Source organism: Amycolatopsis albidoflavus (assembly GCF_039525725.1).
In the GTDB taxonomy this organism is placed as follows: domain Bacteria; phylum Actinomycetota; class Actinomycetes; order Mycobacteriales; family Pseudonocardiaceae; genus Amycolatopsis; species Amycolatopsis albidoflava.
Genome location: NZ_BAAAHV010000021.1, coordinates 483,198 through 497,710 on the forward strand (window position 1 = coordinate 483,198; position 14,513 = coordinate 497,710).

Consider the following 14,513-nt stretch of genomic DNA (forward strand, 5'->3'; position numbering starts at 1 on the left):
CGCCTGAGGTTAGCCTTGCCTTAGGGTGAACGCCATGGTCCTGCTTGGGGAGCGCGTCACATCCCGGCGCTGGGGCGTCCGCGCGACAGTCCTGGTCGCGGCGCTCGTCGCACTCGTCGCGGTGGTGGTGCTGTCCATCGCCCTCGGCTCCAACCGGTTGCCGCTCGGCAGCGTCTGGCACGCGCTGTTCTCCTACAGCGGCACGTTCGAGGACGTCGTGATCCGCGACGACCGGCTGCCGCGGACGCTGCTCGGGCTGGCCGTCGGCGTCGGGCTGGGGCTGGCCGGCGCGTTGCTGCAGGCGATCACCCGGAACCCGGTCGCCGACCCCGGTCTGCTCGGCATCAACCATGGCGCGGCGGTCGCGATCGTCCTGGGCGGCGCGGTGTTCTCGGTGACTTCGCCGGAGCAACTGGTGTGGTTCGCCTTCTTCGGCGCGCTGGCGGGAACGGTCCTGGTCACGGTCATCGGCGGCTCGGTGAGCCCGCTGCGGCTGGTGCTCGCGGGCGTCGCGGTGCAGGCCGTGTTCGTCGGGATCAACCAGGGCATGCAGATGATCAACACGCACAGCCTCGACCAGATGCGGTACTGGCTCGTGGGATCGCTGGTGAACCGGAACCTCGACAGCCTCGCCGGGCTGCTGCCGTTTTTCCTGGCAGCCTTGGTGATCGCGGGTGTACTCGCTCGGCCGCTCAACGCGATCGCGCTCGGCGACGACAGCGCACGCGGCCTCGGCGCGAACCCGGCGCTGACCCGCGCGGCAGGCATGATCGCCGTCGGCCTGCTCTCCGCGACCGCGACCGCCGCGTGTGGCCCGATTGCCTTTGTCGGGCTGATGATCCCGCACGTCGTCCGCGCGCTGGTCGGCCAGGACGAACGGTGGGTGCTGCCGTTGTCCGCGCTGCTCGGGCCGGTGTTGCTGCTCGGCTGCGACGTGCTCGGCCGACTGCTCGGCGGCAACGGCGAAATCCAGGTGGGCGTGATGACAGACGTGATCGGCGGCATCGCCTTCGTGATCGTGGCGCGGCGGCTGAAGGCGGTGCGGCGATGAGGACGTGGATGGTCGTCGGGCTGCTGACCCTGGTGGCTGCGGTGCTTCTGGTGCTCGCCGTCGGCACCGGCGATTACGAGATGACGCCGATGGAAGTCCTGCGGACGCTCGCCGGATCCGGCACGAAGGCGCAGTATCTGGTGGTCACCGGCCGCCTGCCGCGCGCGTTGGTGGCGATTTTCGTCGGCATCGCGCTCGCGCTGGCGGGTTCGGTTTTCCAGACGGTGACGCGGAATCCGCTCGGCAGTCCCGACATCATCGGCTTCACCACCGGCTCGGCGACCGGCGGGATCATGATGATCCTGCTGTTCGGCGCGGGCCCTGGACTGGTGTCGGTCGGCGCGGTCGCGGGCGGCCTGCTCACTGCGTTGCTGGTCACCGCGCTGTGCGCCCCGCACGGTTTGCTCAGCTCACGGCTGGTGCTGCTGGGCATCGCGGTGAGCGCGGTGCTCGCCGGGGTCAACGGCTATCTGCTGGTGCAAGCGAAACTCGAAGCCGCGGCACAGGCGGTCGGCTGGCTGACCGGCGATCTCGCGGGCCGCGACTGGAACTACTTCATCCCGTTGTGCCTGGCTGTCCTGGTGCTGTCGCCGTTCATCTTCGTGCACCAGCCCGCGTTGCGAATGCTGGAAATGGGCGATGACGCGGCTGTCGCGGTCGGCGTCGCGGTGCCGCGCGTGCGTGCGGTGGTGCTGCTGGCGGCGGTCGCGCTGGCCGCTGCCGCGACCGCCGCGGCCGGGCCGATTCCGTTCGTCGCCCTGGCCGCGCCGCAACTCGCTCGCCGCCTGACCCGCCGCCCGGGCCCGAACCTGGTCGCTTCCGCGGCGATGGGCGCGGTGCTGGTACTGGCGGCGGACTTCGTGGGACAGCGGGTTCTGGACGCTTCGCTGCTGCCGGTAGGCGTGGTCGCGGCAGCGCTGGGCGGCGGGTACCTGTTGTGGCTGCTGGCGGTTTCCCGACGCCGTCAGACCGCGTGACTAAGCCATCCGGGTCAGTTCCACCGAAACGTCCAAAGTGGACTGACTAGCCCCGGTGAAGATCCCCTTCAACGGAGCCACATCCGCGTAATCCCGCCCAGTCGCGACCCACACGTGCCGCGGCCCGACCGGGATCGCGTTCGTCGGATCGTGCGCCCACCAGCCCCCGGTCCACACGTCGACCCACGCGTGGCTTTCGCCCTCCACCTTTTCGCCGAGTTTGGCCTCCGGCTTGGTGTGCAGGTACCCCGAGCAATACCGCGCCGGAATGCCGATCGCCCGCAGCATCACCAGCGTGACGTGCGCGAAGTCCTGGCACACACCCTCGCGCGCTCGCCACGAATCGGTCGCCGTGCTGTGTACGCCGGTGGTTCCGGGCTGGTATTTCAACTGCTCGTTCACCCAGCCGCAGATCGCGAGCACCGCGTCCGCCGGGTCCAATCCCTTGCGCAGCGCACGGGCCTGTTTGGACAGTTCTTGATCATTCGGCGTATAGGGCGTCGGCGTCAGATATTCCGTGCGCTGATCGCGGACGGTCTCGCTCTGCAGGTCTTTCCACGTCGCCGAGTGCACCGGTTCCGCTTCGTCCGCCGTCTCCACCACGGACGTCGCGAGCACGGTGAACTCGGTGTGCGGCGCGTGCAGGTCGAACGAGGTGACGTCGGTTCCCCAATAATCGGTGTAGCGATAGGCGCGCGTGGCCGGGGAGGTTTCGATGCGAGTGGCCAAAGTGGTCTGCCGCCGGTCCGAACGCGGCGTGAGCCGGGCTTCGTTGTACGACTGGGTGGCCGGCGTCGCGTACCGGTAGCCGGTCCGGTGCGTCACCCGCAATTGCCAGGTCACAGGGATACCTCCGCACCGCTCCACGCCACCCACGGCGACGTGTGGAAGTACTGCATGGACACCGCTTCCCCGATTTCCTTGATCGCTTCCTGCAGCCCGCGCAGCCGTCGCGGCAGGTCGTCCAGCAGCGCCGCCGGGTGAAGGAATTCCAGCTCGCTGCGGGCGCGGCCGAGCAGCCGGACGGCCTCGGTTTTTTCGTTGCCCCGTGCGTTGATTCCCGGATCCAGCTGCCGTAGGCAATCCTCCGCCTGGCGCAAGGCGTGGAAGACCGAACGCGGGAACAACGTGTCCCTGAGCAGGAACTGCACCACGCGTGCGGCGTCCAGCGCGCCACGGTTGGTGCGCAGGTACGTGTCCTGCGCGCCCGCCGAGCGAAGCACGGTCATCCATCCCGGCGACGACGCCCGGTCCGAAACTCGCGAAAGCAGCAGCCGCACCACCATGTCCGCGCGTTCGACCGATCGCCCGAGCACCAGGAACAGCCAGCCGTCGTCGCGGCTCATCGTGGAATCGGCGAGCCCGGCGAACATCGCCGCCCGTTCCTCCACAAAGGACAGAAACGCGTGCGGCCCGGCACGGCGGGCGTAACGCTGCCGGTCCGGCACCGCGTTCCACGTCGCGTTCAGGCATTCCCACAGCTCGGTCGACACCACCTCGCGCGCGCCGCGAGTGTTCTCGCGCGCGGAGTTGATCGAGCCGACGATGGACGACGGATTGTCCTTCGCATAGGCGACCAATTCGGTCAGCTTCCAGACGTCGAGCGCGTCGCCCGCGTCGAACGGAATGCCGAGCACAGCGAGCAGTTGGCGGCTGACGTGGTCCGGGTCGACGCTCGCGTCTTCCAGCAGCTGATGCACCGAGACGTTCAGGATGCGGGAGGTGTCGTCGGCGCGTTCGACGTAACGGCCGATCCAGTACAGCGACTCCGCGTTGCGGGCCAGCATCATGATTTCCCTCCCTCAGCTCTGCTGTTGCTGTTGTTGCTGCTGCGACGTGGAAAGCTCCGGTCCCTGTTCCGCGGCGACACCGTCCACAACGGACACGTCGCCGAGCGCGGGACGGTCCAGTTCCTGCTCCGACGTCGAAGACCGCGAAGCGAGCACCCAAGTGTCCTTCGACCCGCCGCCCTGCGACGAGTTCACCACCAGGCTGCCCTCGGGCAGCGCGACCCGGGTGAGGCCGCCGGGCAGCACGAAGATTTCCTTGCCGTCGTTGACCGCGAACGGCCGCAGGTCCACATGCCGCGGCGCGAGCCGATCGTCCACCTTGGACGGAACGGTGGAAAGCTGCACCACCGGCTGCGCGATCCAGCCGCGCCGGTTCGCGCGCACCTTGCGGCGCAACGCGTCGAGCTCCTTTTTGGACGCGTCCGGCCCGAAAACGATGCCGTACCCGCCGGAGCCCTCGACCGGTTTGATCACCAATTCGCCGGCGTGCTGCATGACGTAGTCGAACTCGTCGGGCAGCCAGCAGCGGAAAGTGTCCACATTGGGCAGAATCGGTTTCTCGTTCAGGTAGTAGCGCACCATTTCCGGCACGTAGGTGTAGACGAGCTTGTCGTCGCCGACGCCGTTGCCGACCGCGTTCGCCACCACCACGTTGCCCGCGCGGGCGGCGTTGAGGATGCCGGCGACGCCGAGCACCGAGTCCGGCCGGTGGTGCACCGGGTCGAGGAACTCGTCGTCGATCCGCCGGTAGATCACGTCGACCTGGCGCTCGCCCTCGGTGGTGCGCAGGTAGACCACGTTGTCGCGGCAGAACATGTCGCGACCCTCGACCAGCTCCACGCCCATCAGCCGGGCCAGCAGCGAATGCTCGAAGTAGGCCGAGTTGTACACGCCCGGGGTAAGCACGACGACCATCGGATCGGCGACGTTCGGCGCGGCCGCCGCTCGCAGCGCGCGAAGCAGATGTGACGCGTAGTCACCGACCGGCCGGACCCGGTGTCGCGCGAACAGGTCTGGGAACACACGCGCCATCGTGCGCCGGTTCTCCATCACGTACGACACGCCGGACGGGTTGCGGAGATTGTCCTCCAGGACGCGAAATGTGCCCTCTTCGTCGCGGACGAGGTCGACGCCGGAGACGTGGATCCGCACCCCGTTGGGCGGTTTGATCCCGTAGGCCTCGCGGTGGAAGTGCTCGCACGAGGTGATCAGCCTGCGCGGCAGCACGCCGTCGCGGAGGATCTGCCGGTCGCCGTAGACGTCGGCGAGGAACGCCTCCAGCGCCCGGACACGCTGTGTCACGCCGCGTTCGAGCCGGGACCATTCGGTCGCCTGGATGACGCGGGGCACGAGGTCGAGCGGAAACGGCCGCTCCTGGCCCGACAGCGAGAACGTGATCCCCTGGTCCACCATCGCCCGGTCGAGTGCCTGCGAGCGGTTGGTGAGGTCGCCGGCGTCGAGCGCGGCGATCGAGCCGTAGAGCGCTCGGTAAGGGCCGCGGACCATGCCGTCGGGCGCGAACATCTCGTCGTAGGCGCCGGCGTGCGGCCGCTCCGGGGCGAGGTATCCGTCGAACTGCGCGCCGGGCCTGGCCGCGCGGCGGCCTTTCACCGTTCGCGCACGTCGTCCGGCCGGAGGCAGCCGGGGACCGGGGTTGGCGTTCATGGAGGACATCCTGACTTACCGCGTCGAGCGGCCGCGACACCCGTCTTCCCGGCAAGTCCTGTGCGAAACTTCCCCGTGACGCATCAGTGCTGTGCATACCCGCTTACGAGTGGCAATATGCCAGCTCTCAGCCCTTGAGAACTACGAGGAGTGACGAAGTGGCCCGAGGACAGCAAATGAAGGCACTCGCCCTTCTCCCAGCCTTCGCGCTCGTCGGCATGACGATGGCGTGCGGTGCGGGCGGAAACGGTTCCGGCGGTGATTCGGGAGCCAGCCAGGCTCCCGGCGGCACCGAGAGCGCGCCGACCGCGCAGAAGGACGCGGCGCTGGCCGGGCTCGTGCCCGCCGACGTCAAAGCCGACGGCAAGATCGTGATCGGGCAGGACCAGACCTACCCGCCGAACGAATTCGTCGAGAACGGCAAGGCGACCGGCTTCGACGTCGACATCGCCACCGCGGTCGGCCAGGTGCTCGGCGTGCAGACGGAGTTCCAGAACTCGGCGTTCGACGGCATCATTCCCGGTATTTCGGCGAAGAAGTACGAAATGGGCATCTCGTCGTTCACGATCAACGCCGAGCGGATGCAGACCGTCGACATGATCTCGTACTACAGCGCGGGCACCTCGCTCGCGGTGCTCAAGGGAAATCCGGACAAAATCGCGGTGGACGACCTGTGCGGTAAGAATGTGGCCGTGCAGAAGGGCACCACGCAGGTCGACGACCTCGGCAAGCGCAACACCGCGTGCACCAAGGCGGGCAAGCAGGCCATCAACATCACCCAGTTCCAGGCGCAGACCGACGTGAACCTGGCGCTGACCGCGAAGCGCGTGCAGGCCGAACTGGCCGACTCGCCGGTGATCGACTACGCGGTGAAGCAGACCGGGGGCCAGCTGGAGTCCGCGGGCGCGCCGTACGACACCGCGCCGTACGGGATCGTGCTGCCGAAGGGCAGCACCGAATTCGGCAAGGCCGTGCAGGGCGCCGTGCAGAAGCTGATCGACACCGGAATCTACAAGAAGATCCTGGACAAGTGGGGCTTGTCGGGTTCCGGTGCCATCACCAAGTCGGAGATCAACCCGTCCGCTTCCTGACGAAACTGAGGACTTAGTTACTCGTGTCCACTCCCCCCGGCCCCGCCGATTCCTGGCAGGAGGTCGACACCACCCCGATCAAGGCGGTCCCGGTCCGGCATTACGGACGCTGGATCGCCGGCGTGATCATCGTGTTCGTCGCGTTCATCGTGATCCGCAGCGTCGTCACGAATTCCGCGTTGCAGTGGTCGGTCGTCGGTCAGTACCTCTTCGACAACCGGATTCTCAACGGCCTGCGGAACACGTTGCTGCTCACGGTGCTCTCGATGCTCATCGGCATTGTCGGCGGCGTACTGCTCGCGGTGATGCGACTGTCGCCGAACCTGCTGATGTCGGGCGCGGCGTCGATCTACATCTGGCTGTTCCGCGGCACGCCGTTGATCGCTCAGCTGGTGATCTGGAACTTCCTGGCGCTGGCGTACCCGAAGATCGGACTCGGCATCCCGTTCGGGCCGACCTTCGTCAGCTGGGACACGAACACGCTGATCAACCAGTTCGTCGCCTCGTTGCTGGGCCTCGGCCTGAACGAGGCGGCGTACATGGCGGAAATCGTCCGCGGCGGCCTCCAGTCCGTCGACAGCGGTCAGCTGGAAGCGTCGTCCGCGCTGGGCATGAGCCGGGGCAAGACCTTGCGCCGGATCATCCTGCCGCAGGCGATGCGGGTGATCATCCCGCCCACCGGCAACGAGACCATCTCGATGTTGAAGACCACGTCGCTGGTGGTGGTGATCGGGTACTTCGAGCTGTTCGTGTCGGCACAGACGATTTATTCGCAGAACTACAAGACAGTCCCGCTGCTGATCGTCGCGGCGACGTGGTATCTGTTCATGACGTCGGTGCTGACGGTCGTGCAGTATTACATCGAGCGGTACTTCGCCCGTGGCACTTCACGGGCGACCGCGCAGAAGAACAAGTGGGGAGCGCGAATGCTGGGCTTCCGCTTCGGCAGTGGCGGCAGTGGAAGCGGGGGTGCTCCGCAGTGACTCCCGTAGTTTCCGCGCAAAAGGTGTGCAAGAGCTTCGGCTCGCTCGACGTGCTGAAGGGCATCGACCTGGAAGTGCACGACCGAGAGGTGCTCTGCCTGATCGGCCCGTCCGGTTCCGGCAAGTCCACTCTGCTGCGCTGCATCAACCACCTGGAGAAAATCGACGCGGGCCGGCTGTATGTCGACGGCGTACTGGTCGGCTACCGCGAACGCGGCGGTCGCTTGCACGAGCTGCGAGACAAGGAAATCGCGGCACAGCGCAAGAACATCGGCATGGTCTTCCAGCGGTTCAACCTGTTTCCGCACATGACGGCACTGGAAAACGTCATGGAGGCCCCGGTGCAGGTCCGCCGCGAGCCTCGGGCCCAGGTCCGGGAACGGGCGCTGGAACTGCTGGACCGCGTCGGCCTGGCGGACAAGGCCCGTTCCTACCCCGGTCAGCTTTCCGGTGGCCAGCAACAGCGCGTCGCCATCGCGCGAGCGCTGGCCATGCAACCGAAGCTGATGCTCTTCGACGAGCCGACGTCCGCTTTGGACCCGGAACTGGTGGGCGACGTCCTTGGCGTGATGCGCCAACTGGCCAAGGACGGCATGACAATGGTCGTGGTGACGCACGAAATGCAGTTCGCCCGCGAGGTAGCCGACAAGGTCTTCTTCATGGACGGCGGGGTTGTCGTCGAGTCCGGAGCTCCGGATGAGGTCATCGGCGATCCGAAGCATGAACGGACTAAGTCGTTTTTGTCTCGGGTTCTGAACCCGAACGCTTGATGTGGGGCCGCCCGGAGATTCTCCGGGCGGCCTTTCACTTTCGCAGCTCGTTCTCGACCTGCTGCACCTTCTTCGCCATCTCCTGCGGCCCAGCCCCGGCCAAGCTGATCCATCCGGATTTGTCCACCCCGAACAGGATCCGCCCCTCCTCCATATCCGCCCACCCCGGCGGATTCTCATTACGCCGCCGCTTCCCGCGACTGTCCCGGATCGCGACGTACAGCCGCCCGAAGTACGTATGCGGCTTGTCAAGCCACTGCAGTACCTGCTTTGCGTCCCGAATACTCGGACTAGTCCGCCCAGACGGTTGGCCACCGCTCTTGACCAGATTCAAATCCTCGTCAGAACAGTTAAGCGAAAGCACCCGCGCGGCCGGAGCCTCCGGCAGCAACGCGATGAACTCACGAACCAACGTATCCGCCGAACACGGCGCGATGTACAGCTTCTGGTTCACCGCAACAACAGTCGCCGCGTCCCGGCCACTCGCCGCCGCGCGCACGGTCCGTTCGCCGCGCTCCGACTTGACCCACGAGTAGTACTCAATGCCCGGCCGCTGCAGCAAATGCATCGTCTCGACGAACTCGTCGCTAAGCCGTCCACGTTGCATCAAACCGGAATTGTGCAGCTCGCGATCGGTCTCAGCAGCCAGCTGCCGGCGCTCGTCCGGCGAGTACCAGAGCGCGCCGCGAACCAGCGTTGGGTGGATGTCGCCGAGATTCAGCCGCTCCAGCAGCACCTCGAAGGTCTGCAGGCTCAGCTCAACGGGCTTGCGCAGCACCGACTTTCCCTCCCCCTGACCATTCCGCTAAGCCCCGATAACCGGCGGCGTAGGCCGATTGCCGTCATAACCCCCGAAAATCGAGTCCGGGTCCTCTTCGGCGAGCAGGATTTTGCGCTGGTGCTCTTCGTCCTCGGGCCCTTTGCCGCCCTTGCCGCCGCCACCCATGCCACCCATTCCCGGCTGACCCTTCGCTCCGGCTGCGCCCGCACCGCCACCCATCGCGGGGCGACCCGCGCTCTCGCCGAGCGCTCCCGCACCAGTGCCGCCGCCGACACCTCGGGGTCCGGCACCTGGGCCGCCCGTACCACCGGAACCGGCTCCCGACCCGCCTGGGCCGAACCCGCCGCCGCCACCGCTCGTGGGCCCGAAACCACCGAGCCCGCCGACCGGCCCGAACGCGCCGTTCATGCCACCGTTGCCGGTGTTCCCACCCCCAGGCAGGCCGGACGGCGGCTGCCAAGTCTGAGACGGCGGAGGCGGCGTGGGATCAGCCCAAGCCGCCCGAGTGCTGTCATTCGGCGGCGACACGGGCGGGGCCACCGGCCCGCCGTGCCCGGGTGGCGGAGGCACTGGCATGCCCGCCGCCCCGGGAGGAGCGGAGTAGGTGCTGGGCCCACTGCTGTAGCTATGCGACGGCCCACCGCCGTAGTTGTGCGACGACCCGCCAGACGAGTGGTGTCCCGCCCCCGAGCCAACCTGCCCACCGGTAGAGCCCGGCGTTGGCGGATCCGGAGTGATGCCAGTCGCCGACACATTCGGATCATGCGCGGCCGGATAGTCCGGAGCCAACGTGGTCTTGCGAGGCTGCGTGCTCTGGTAATAGGGCTCGTACAGTTCGACGTTGAATTTCGTGTCCGAATCGAACTGCGCCGCGGCCTTCTCGTCGTCGCTGGCGCCGATCGAGACGTAGTCGCTCAGCTTCTGATCGTCCGGCCGGTCTTTGCCGACTTGCCGGGCATTCTGCTTGACGTACCGGAACGCGTCGGACTGCTCCTGCATGGAGCGGTGCGCCCGGTCCATGTTTTCCGCGACGATCTGCGAACTTTGAATCAGCGGGGTCAGCCCGGCGGTACCGGTCTCCGCGGCCTTGCCCTTCCAGAACGCGTTGAGCTTCGCCTGGCTCTCGGTCAGGTTCCGGACAATGTTCTCGTGGATCGTCTTGAGCTGGCTTGACGTGTCCCGGGCGCTGTCGAGAGATGACGTATCGCCTGGGTCGTGAACCTTGGTGAAGATGTCGAACCCACTGTAGGTCACGTCACTGACCCTTCATGTGGGAGACCGCCGCGGCGGCAAGCTTTGTCGCCAGCGTGCATGGGTCGGAGTACGAAGGGCTTTCTTGCCTTAGCTGCGTGACGACTGTGTAGGTGAGATCGTCGCGGATCCCGACGGCGAGATTGCACCTGCCGGGTGCCGGTTGACCTCGGTCGTACACGACGGCTGGGTAGCCTTGGACCGCAGGCTGCGGCTTGAAATAGGTGATCGCTCCGTTGCGGTGCTGGATGTAGACACCGTCGAGCCCGTGCGTGTTGCCGGTGACTAGTGCACCGCTGACGTTTCCGCCGGTAGCGAAGACCCATGCGCAAGTCTTGTCGGTCGCCGAGTTCTCCACCTTGGTCCGGTCTACTTTGCCGCCGGCGCTTTCGACCGCGGCAGCCGGGATGGCCGAGCAAGGGTCGGCTTCGAACCCGGAGGTATTGGTGATCGGCTGCGAAACTTTAGGCGCGCCGCCGTCTCCGGCGTTGGACGAGGGTGCGGCCGAGGATTGTTCGTTCGGAGCAGGCGTGGCAGACCCCGCGTTCGAGCCGTTGCACGCTGATGTCGACAAAACGGCGGCTGCAGCGATCAGCGCGGCTAGAGACTTGCTGGGTCGCATTTAATCAACCTTCCCGGCGGATCGAAGCTGATCCTTGGCGTTCTGATCATTATTCTGGTAGGCGGTGCGAATTTGTTTCAACGTGTCCACGTAGGACGAAATATATGTCTGGGCACCCTGGGCGAAATCGTAATAAGAAGATCCTGATTTGTTTGCCACGTCGGCGTAGCCCTGGCTGCCGACCTCTGAACCGGGCGGGACGATCTGCATCAACGCCGTGGCCTTCGAGACGCTCTCCTGGTGGTCGCCGTCAAGACTGTCTTCCAGGTTCTTGATGACCTCGTCGATCGCGGCCGGGTCGAACTCCCAGCCGTTGTTCCCCGACGCGGCGGCGAAGTCGGCCGAGGCCTGCTTCTTGCCCAATGCCGCGTAGTCCGGCGGTGGAGGCGGCGGCGCGGCCGCGTTGGCCCCCTGGATCAACCCGGATCCGGGCGGAGGCGCGGTCGGGGCCGTCGAGATGATCTGGTTCTGGACGCCCTGCAGCCCGCTGTTCGTTCCGTCTGGCATGTCGTGCCTCCCCGCACGGGCCGCGGTTTCCTGGGTGCGGCCTACCCTCTGTTCCTGGTCAGCTTCGGGAAGTGACTCTAGCAGGCACGAACCGCACAGGAAGGACGTTCGAGCAAGATCGACCGAGGTGGGTAGTTACTTGCTCGCAAGCGTGTGACCTGGGCGGCCGGTCGCTCTTCGGCTGTAGGTGGCCGTAGCGGGACAGTTGCGCGTTGACGGCATATGCCGGGCCTACGTCGTACACGATCGCCGGGTGTCCTCAATGGCAGCGCACCGCTGCCGGGCCTCTGTTAACGGATCCGCTTTTGACGGCGATCTTCGGCGGGGTATCGGCACTGCCTGCTAGGTCCGGAGGTGGCGATGTCCCGGAAGTGGGGCGTCCTGGGGCTGTTGCAGTCCGCGAGCAGGAGCCAGCCGCCGCGACTTCCTGGGTGCGGCCTACCCTCTGTTCTTGTTCAGCTCCGGGAAGTGACCTTAGCAGGCACGAACCGCCCGCGAAGGACGTTCGGGCAAGATCGTCCGGGGGTCGTGAATCGATCACGTAGTCGTCCGCGCGCGCAAAGTGACCAACCCCGAGGCCGAACACGCACTACTCCGCCCAGCCCCTTGCTCATCCGTCGTTGATCCGATTCCCTGAGGGCCGACGATCGTGGGGAGAAGGGGCTCGTGCCGACCGATACGACCTTGCCGCCGCTTGATCCGTTTGCCGGGGTTCCCGACAAACGGTACGAGGTGAAGGCCGCGGACCTGCTCAAACCTGGCACCAGCGGCATCCTTCGCTGGCGCCGGCAGGCCACCAACGCGCCGATCGTGCAGGTCGAGGACGCCTACATCACCGGGACTCTCGACCTGCGCGCCGCCGACCTCAATTTCCTTTTTCAATTCGAACGGTGCCGCTTCGAGCATCCGCCGGACGTGCGCGAGGCGACTCTTCTCGGGCTCGTTTTCCGCAAATGCTGGCTTCCCGGCCTGCGGGCTCGCAATTTGCGCAGCAGGAATGACGTGCGGTTGGTTCGCAGTGTCGTGGAAATCGCGGCGGACCAATTCGAGCTCGAGACCACGACCGTGCAGCGCGGGGACGATCGTGAGCGCGGGATGCCCAACGCGGCGGTCAACCTCACCGACGCGGTGATCGACGGGTCCGTCGTGCTCACCAGGACCACGATCAGCCATCCGCACGGCAAGGCGATCCAGGGCGACCGACTGGTGATCACCGGCGCTCTTCTCGCGTATCGGATGGTCGCCAAGGGCGAGGTGCGGCTGCCGGGCATGCGGACCGGCGGTAACGTCAACTTCTCGGGGGCGACGTTCGACAACCCGGATGGCTTCGCGTTCAACGGGAACGGGTTGCACATCGGCGGAAGCCTGCTGTGCGAGGTCGACAACTACGGGCCGGCCAGCGAGCGGAAAAGGTTCTCCGCCAAGGGTGTTCTCTATCTCCCAAGCGCCACTGTGGACAGTGACATAGTCCTGCGCGAGGCGCGGCTTCAGGTCGACCAGCGCGGGCCGATCGTCGTGGACGCCTGGAAATCCGGAGACCCGTACCTCGATCCGCGACCGGCGTTGGTCGCGGATCGGCTGAAGGTGGACGGCAATCTCGAACTGTCCGACGGGCTCCGGGCATTCGGCACGCTGCGCATGGTCAACGCGCGGATCGGCGGGTCGCTCAGGCTCGCGGGCGCGGAGATCACCATGGTGCGCGGCCGTGCGACGCCGTATTACGACCGGGCGCTGCACCTCGACGGGTCCACGATCGGCGGCGACATCGAGGCCACCAACCTCCGGGTCCCGATCGGGCAGCTCAGGCTCGCGGACGTCACGGTCGGCGGCAACTTCCTCGCCTGGAATTCGATGTTCCTCCACCCAGGGCGAGACGTGTTTTCCGCCCGGAGAGCCAAAATCTCCGGGAATTTCCAGCTGACCGACGCTACCTTGCAGGGCACCCTGAGGCTGCAAGGGGCGGAAATCGGCGGCAGCGTGAACATGTTCGGCACGTTGCTCACCGAGCCAGGGCAACGGAAATCGAGCAGTTTCTCCCTCGACATCCGCACCGCGCGGATCGGGCGAGACGTCGTCCTGACCGAGGACAAGGATCGTCCGTTCCTGGCCGAGGGCGGTGTGAACCTCGACGGGGCGCAGATCGCCCGGCGGCTCGACATGAACGGCGCGAAGCTGGGATCGCTTGCCCCGCATGACATCGCGCTCGACGCAAGCGACGTCACGGCGGACGAGTTCATCCTGTCTCCCGCCGAGCCGCCGACCGGGTCGGTACGCCTGCGCCGGGCGCATTGCGGCGCTCTGGCCGACAACGAGGAGATCTGGAAAGCCACCGACGGCCTCGAACTCGAAGACTTCCGTTACGACGCACTGAAACACGGCATCGCGCTCGACGACGACAACGCGCTGGACCACCGGATCGACCTGCTCCGCAACGCCATGCGCGGCTACCGCCCAGGACCGTACGACCAGCTGGCCGCGACCCTGCGCGCCGCCGGAAACGAAGAGCACGCCTCGACGGTCGCCCTGCGGAAGCAGCAGTTCCGCTACGAAGCACTCGCCAAGGGCTTCAAGTTCTTCGGCCCCGGCGTCCGGCTATGGAGCTGGCTGCAACGGTCGATGGTCGGCTACGGCTTCCGTCCGGTACGCGCGCTCGGCTGGCTGCTCACGCTCCTGGTGCTCGGCAGCCTCTGGTTCGGCCTCGGCAAAGACGACTGCGTCAACGACCACACCGGCCGCTACATGACCAGCGGACCGCGCTGCCTCGTCAACCAGCAAGACTCCGGGCTGCAGTGGAATCCGGTCATCTACACCGCCGACCTGCTGGTGCCGATCGTCGACTTCGGCAACAAGTCGCGCTGGTACATGCACGGCGCGGACAACTGGGTGGCGGCCGGGTTCACCGCGTCCGGCTGGATCCTCGCGACCACCGTCGCAGCAGGCGTCAGCCGAATGCTGCGCCGAGAGTCTTGAGTCTTTGGCGCCGGCTCCGCCGTCGCGGCGGGATCGCCTTCAAGTCGGCGTCTGG

The 14,513-nt window shown here is 66.6% G+C and carries 13 protein-coding genes; 6 read left to right on the plus strand and 7 right to left on the minus strand.

The window, feature by feature from the left end; genetic code table 11:
* The first annotated feature begins 34 nt into the window (after window positions 1-34).
* A complete protein-coding gene (locus ABD156_RS32905; RefSeq protein WP_344282835.1) occupies window positions 35-1,051 on the plus strand; it encodes a FecCD family ABC transporter permease in 1,017 nt (338 codons plus the stop codon).
* The gene (locus tag ABD156_RS32910) at window positions 1,048-2,028 is read left to right on the plus strand and encodes a FecCD family ABC transporter permease (protein WP_344282837.1); all 981 of its coding nucleotides are present in this window, start codon (window positions 1,048-1,050) and stop codon (window positions 2,026-2,028) included. Before ABD156_RS32905 ends, ABD156_RS32910 begins: the two co-directional genes overlap by 4 nt.
* On the opposite strand, the gene ABD156_RS32915 is transcribed toward ABD156_RS32910, so the two are convergent.
* The 3 genes from ABD156_RS32915 to ABD156_RS32925 are packed head-to-tail and all read right to left on the minus strand — an operon-like array spanning window position 2,029 to window position 5,492.
* The gene (locus tag ABD156_RS32915) at window positions 2,029-2,871 is read right to left on the minus strand and encodes a transglutaminase family protein (protein WP_344282840.1); all 843 of its coding nucleotides are present in this window, start codon (window positions 2,869-2,871) and stop codon (window positions 2,029-2,031) included.
* Window positions 2,868-3,815 carry an alpha-E domain-containing protein gene (locus ABD156_RS32920; protein WP_344282913.1) on the minus strand — a complete coding sequence of 316 codons (948 nt, stop codon included), beginning with the start codon at window positions 3,813-3,815 and terminating at the stop codon, window positions 2,868-2,870. Before ABD156_RS32920 ends, ABD156_RS32915 begins: the two co-directional genes overlap by 4 nt.
* 15 nt (window positions 3,816-3,830) lie before the next feature.
* Complete coding sequence (locus tag ABD156_RS32925; RefSeq protein ID WP_344282843.1) at window positions 3,831-5,492, minus strand: circularly permuted type 2 ATP-grasp protein; 1,662 nt, start codon at window positions 5,490-5,492, stop codon at window positions 3,831-3,833.
* A gap of 167 nt (window positions 5,493-5,659) precedes the next feature.
* Here ABD156_RS32925 and ABD156_RS32930 point away from each other — a divergent pair, with 167 nt between their 5' ends.
* From ABD156_RS32930 to ABD156_RS32940, 3 genes are read left to right on the plus strand one after another with little or no spacing between them, the layout of a single operon-like run.
* Window positions 5,660-6,574 (plus strand): ABC transporter substrate-binding protein, encoded by a 915-nt coding sequence (locus tag ABD156_RS32930; protein WP_344282845.1) that lies wholly within the window; start codon window positions 5,660-5,662, stop codon window positions 6,572-6,574.
* 23 nt (window positions 6,575-6,597) lie between these two features.
* A complete protein-coding gene (locus ABD156_RS32935) occupies window positions 6,598-7,557 on the plus strand; it encodes an amino acid ABC transporter permease (protein WP_344282847.1) in 960 nt (319 codons plus the stop codon).
* On the plus strand, window positions 7,554-8,327 hold the full coding sequence (locus ABD156_RS32940; protein WP_344282849.1) for an amino acid ABC transporter ATP-binding protein: 774 nt from the start codon (window positions 7,554-7,556) through the stop codon (window positions 8,325-8,327). Before ABD156_RS32935 ends, ABD156_RS32940 begins: the two co-directional genes overlap by 4 nt.
* 34 nt (window positions 8,328-8,361) lie before the next feature.
* Here the strand turns inward: ABD156_RS32940 and ABD156_RS32945 are convergent, their stop codons facing one another.
* From ABD156_RS32945 to ABD156_RS32960, 4 genes are read right to left on the minus strand one after another with little or no spacing between them, the layout of a single operon-like run.
* Complete coding sequence (locus tag ABD156_RS32945; protein ID WP_344282852.1) at window positions 8,362-9,105, minus strand: ESX secretion-associated protein EspG; 744 nt, start codon at window positions 9,103-9,105, stop codon at window positions 8,362-8,364.
* A 27-nt stretch (window positions 9,106-9,132) separates the two neighbouring features.
* Entirely contained in the window at window positions 9,133-10,362 is a 1,230-nt protein-coding gene (locus ABD156_RS32950) for a hypothetical protein (protein WP_344282855.1), read from the minus strand.
* Window position 10,363: 1 nt separating this feature from the next.
* Window positions 10,364-10,981 carry a DUF3558 domain-containing protein gene (locus tag ABD156_RS32955; protein WP_344282857.1) on the minus strand — a complete coding sequence of 206 codons (618 nt, stop codon included), beginning with the start codon at window positions 10,979-10,981 and terminating at the stop codon, window positions 10,364-10,366.
* A complete protein-coding gene (locus ABD156_RS32960; protein WP_344282860.1) occupies window positions 10,982-11,488 on the minus strand; it encodes a hypothetical protein in 507 nt (168 codons plus the stop codon).
* A 666-nt stretch (window positions 11,489-12,154) separates the two neighbouring features.
* On the opposite strand from ABD156_RS32960, the gene ABD156_RS32965 reads away from it, so the two are divergent.
* Window positions 12,155-14,458, plus strand: a complete 2,304-nt coding sequence (locus ABD156_RS32965; RefSeq protein ID WP_344282863.1) for an oxidoreductase — start codon at window positions 12,155-12,157, stop codon at window positions 14,456-14,458.
* Window positions 14,459-14,513 lie beyond the last annotated feature (55 nt).

What these genes read in the sequence shown, in the direction of transcription:
- ABD156_RS32905 (WP_344282835.1), top strand. Translation starts at nt 35, where the DNA reads ATGGTCCTGCTTGGGGAGCGCGTCACATCCCGGCGCTGGGGCGTCCGC.
- ABD156_RS32910 (WP_344282837.1), top strand. Translation starts at nt 1,048, where the DNA reads ATGAGGACGTGGATGGTCGTCGGGCTGCTGACCCTGGTGGCTGCGGTG.
- ABD156_RS32920 (WP_344282913.1), bottom strand. Translation starts at nt 3,815, where the DNA reads ATGCTGGCCCGCAACGCGGAGTCGCTGTACTGGATCGGCCGTTACGTC.
- ABD156_RS32925 (WP_344282843.1), bottom strand. Translation starts at nt 5,492, where the DNA reads ATGTCCTCCATGAACGCCAACCCCGGTCCCCGGCTGCCTCCGGCCGGA.
- ABD156_RS32930 (WP_344282845.1), top strand. Translation starts at nt 5,660, where the DNA reads ATGAAGGCACTCGCCCTTCTCCCAGCCTTCGCGCTCGTCGGCATGACG.
- ABD156_RS32955 (WP_344282857.1), bottom strand. Translation starts at nt 10,981, where the DNA reads ATGCGACCCAGCAAGTCTCTAGCCGCGCTGATCGCTGCAGCCGCCGTT.
- ABD156_RS32960 (WP_344282860.1), bottom strand. Translation starts at nt 11,488, where the DNA reads ATGCCAGACGGAACGAACAGCGGGCTGCAGGGCGTCCAGAACCAGATC.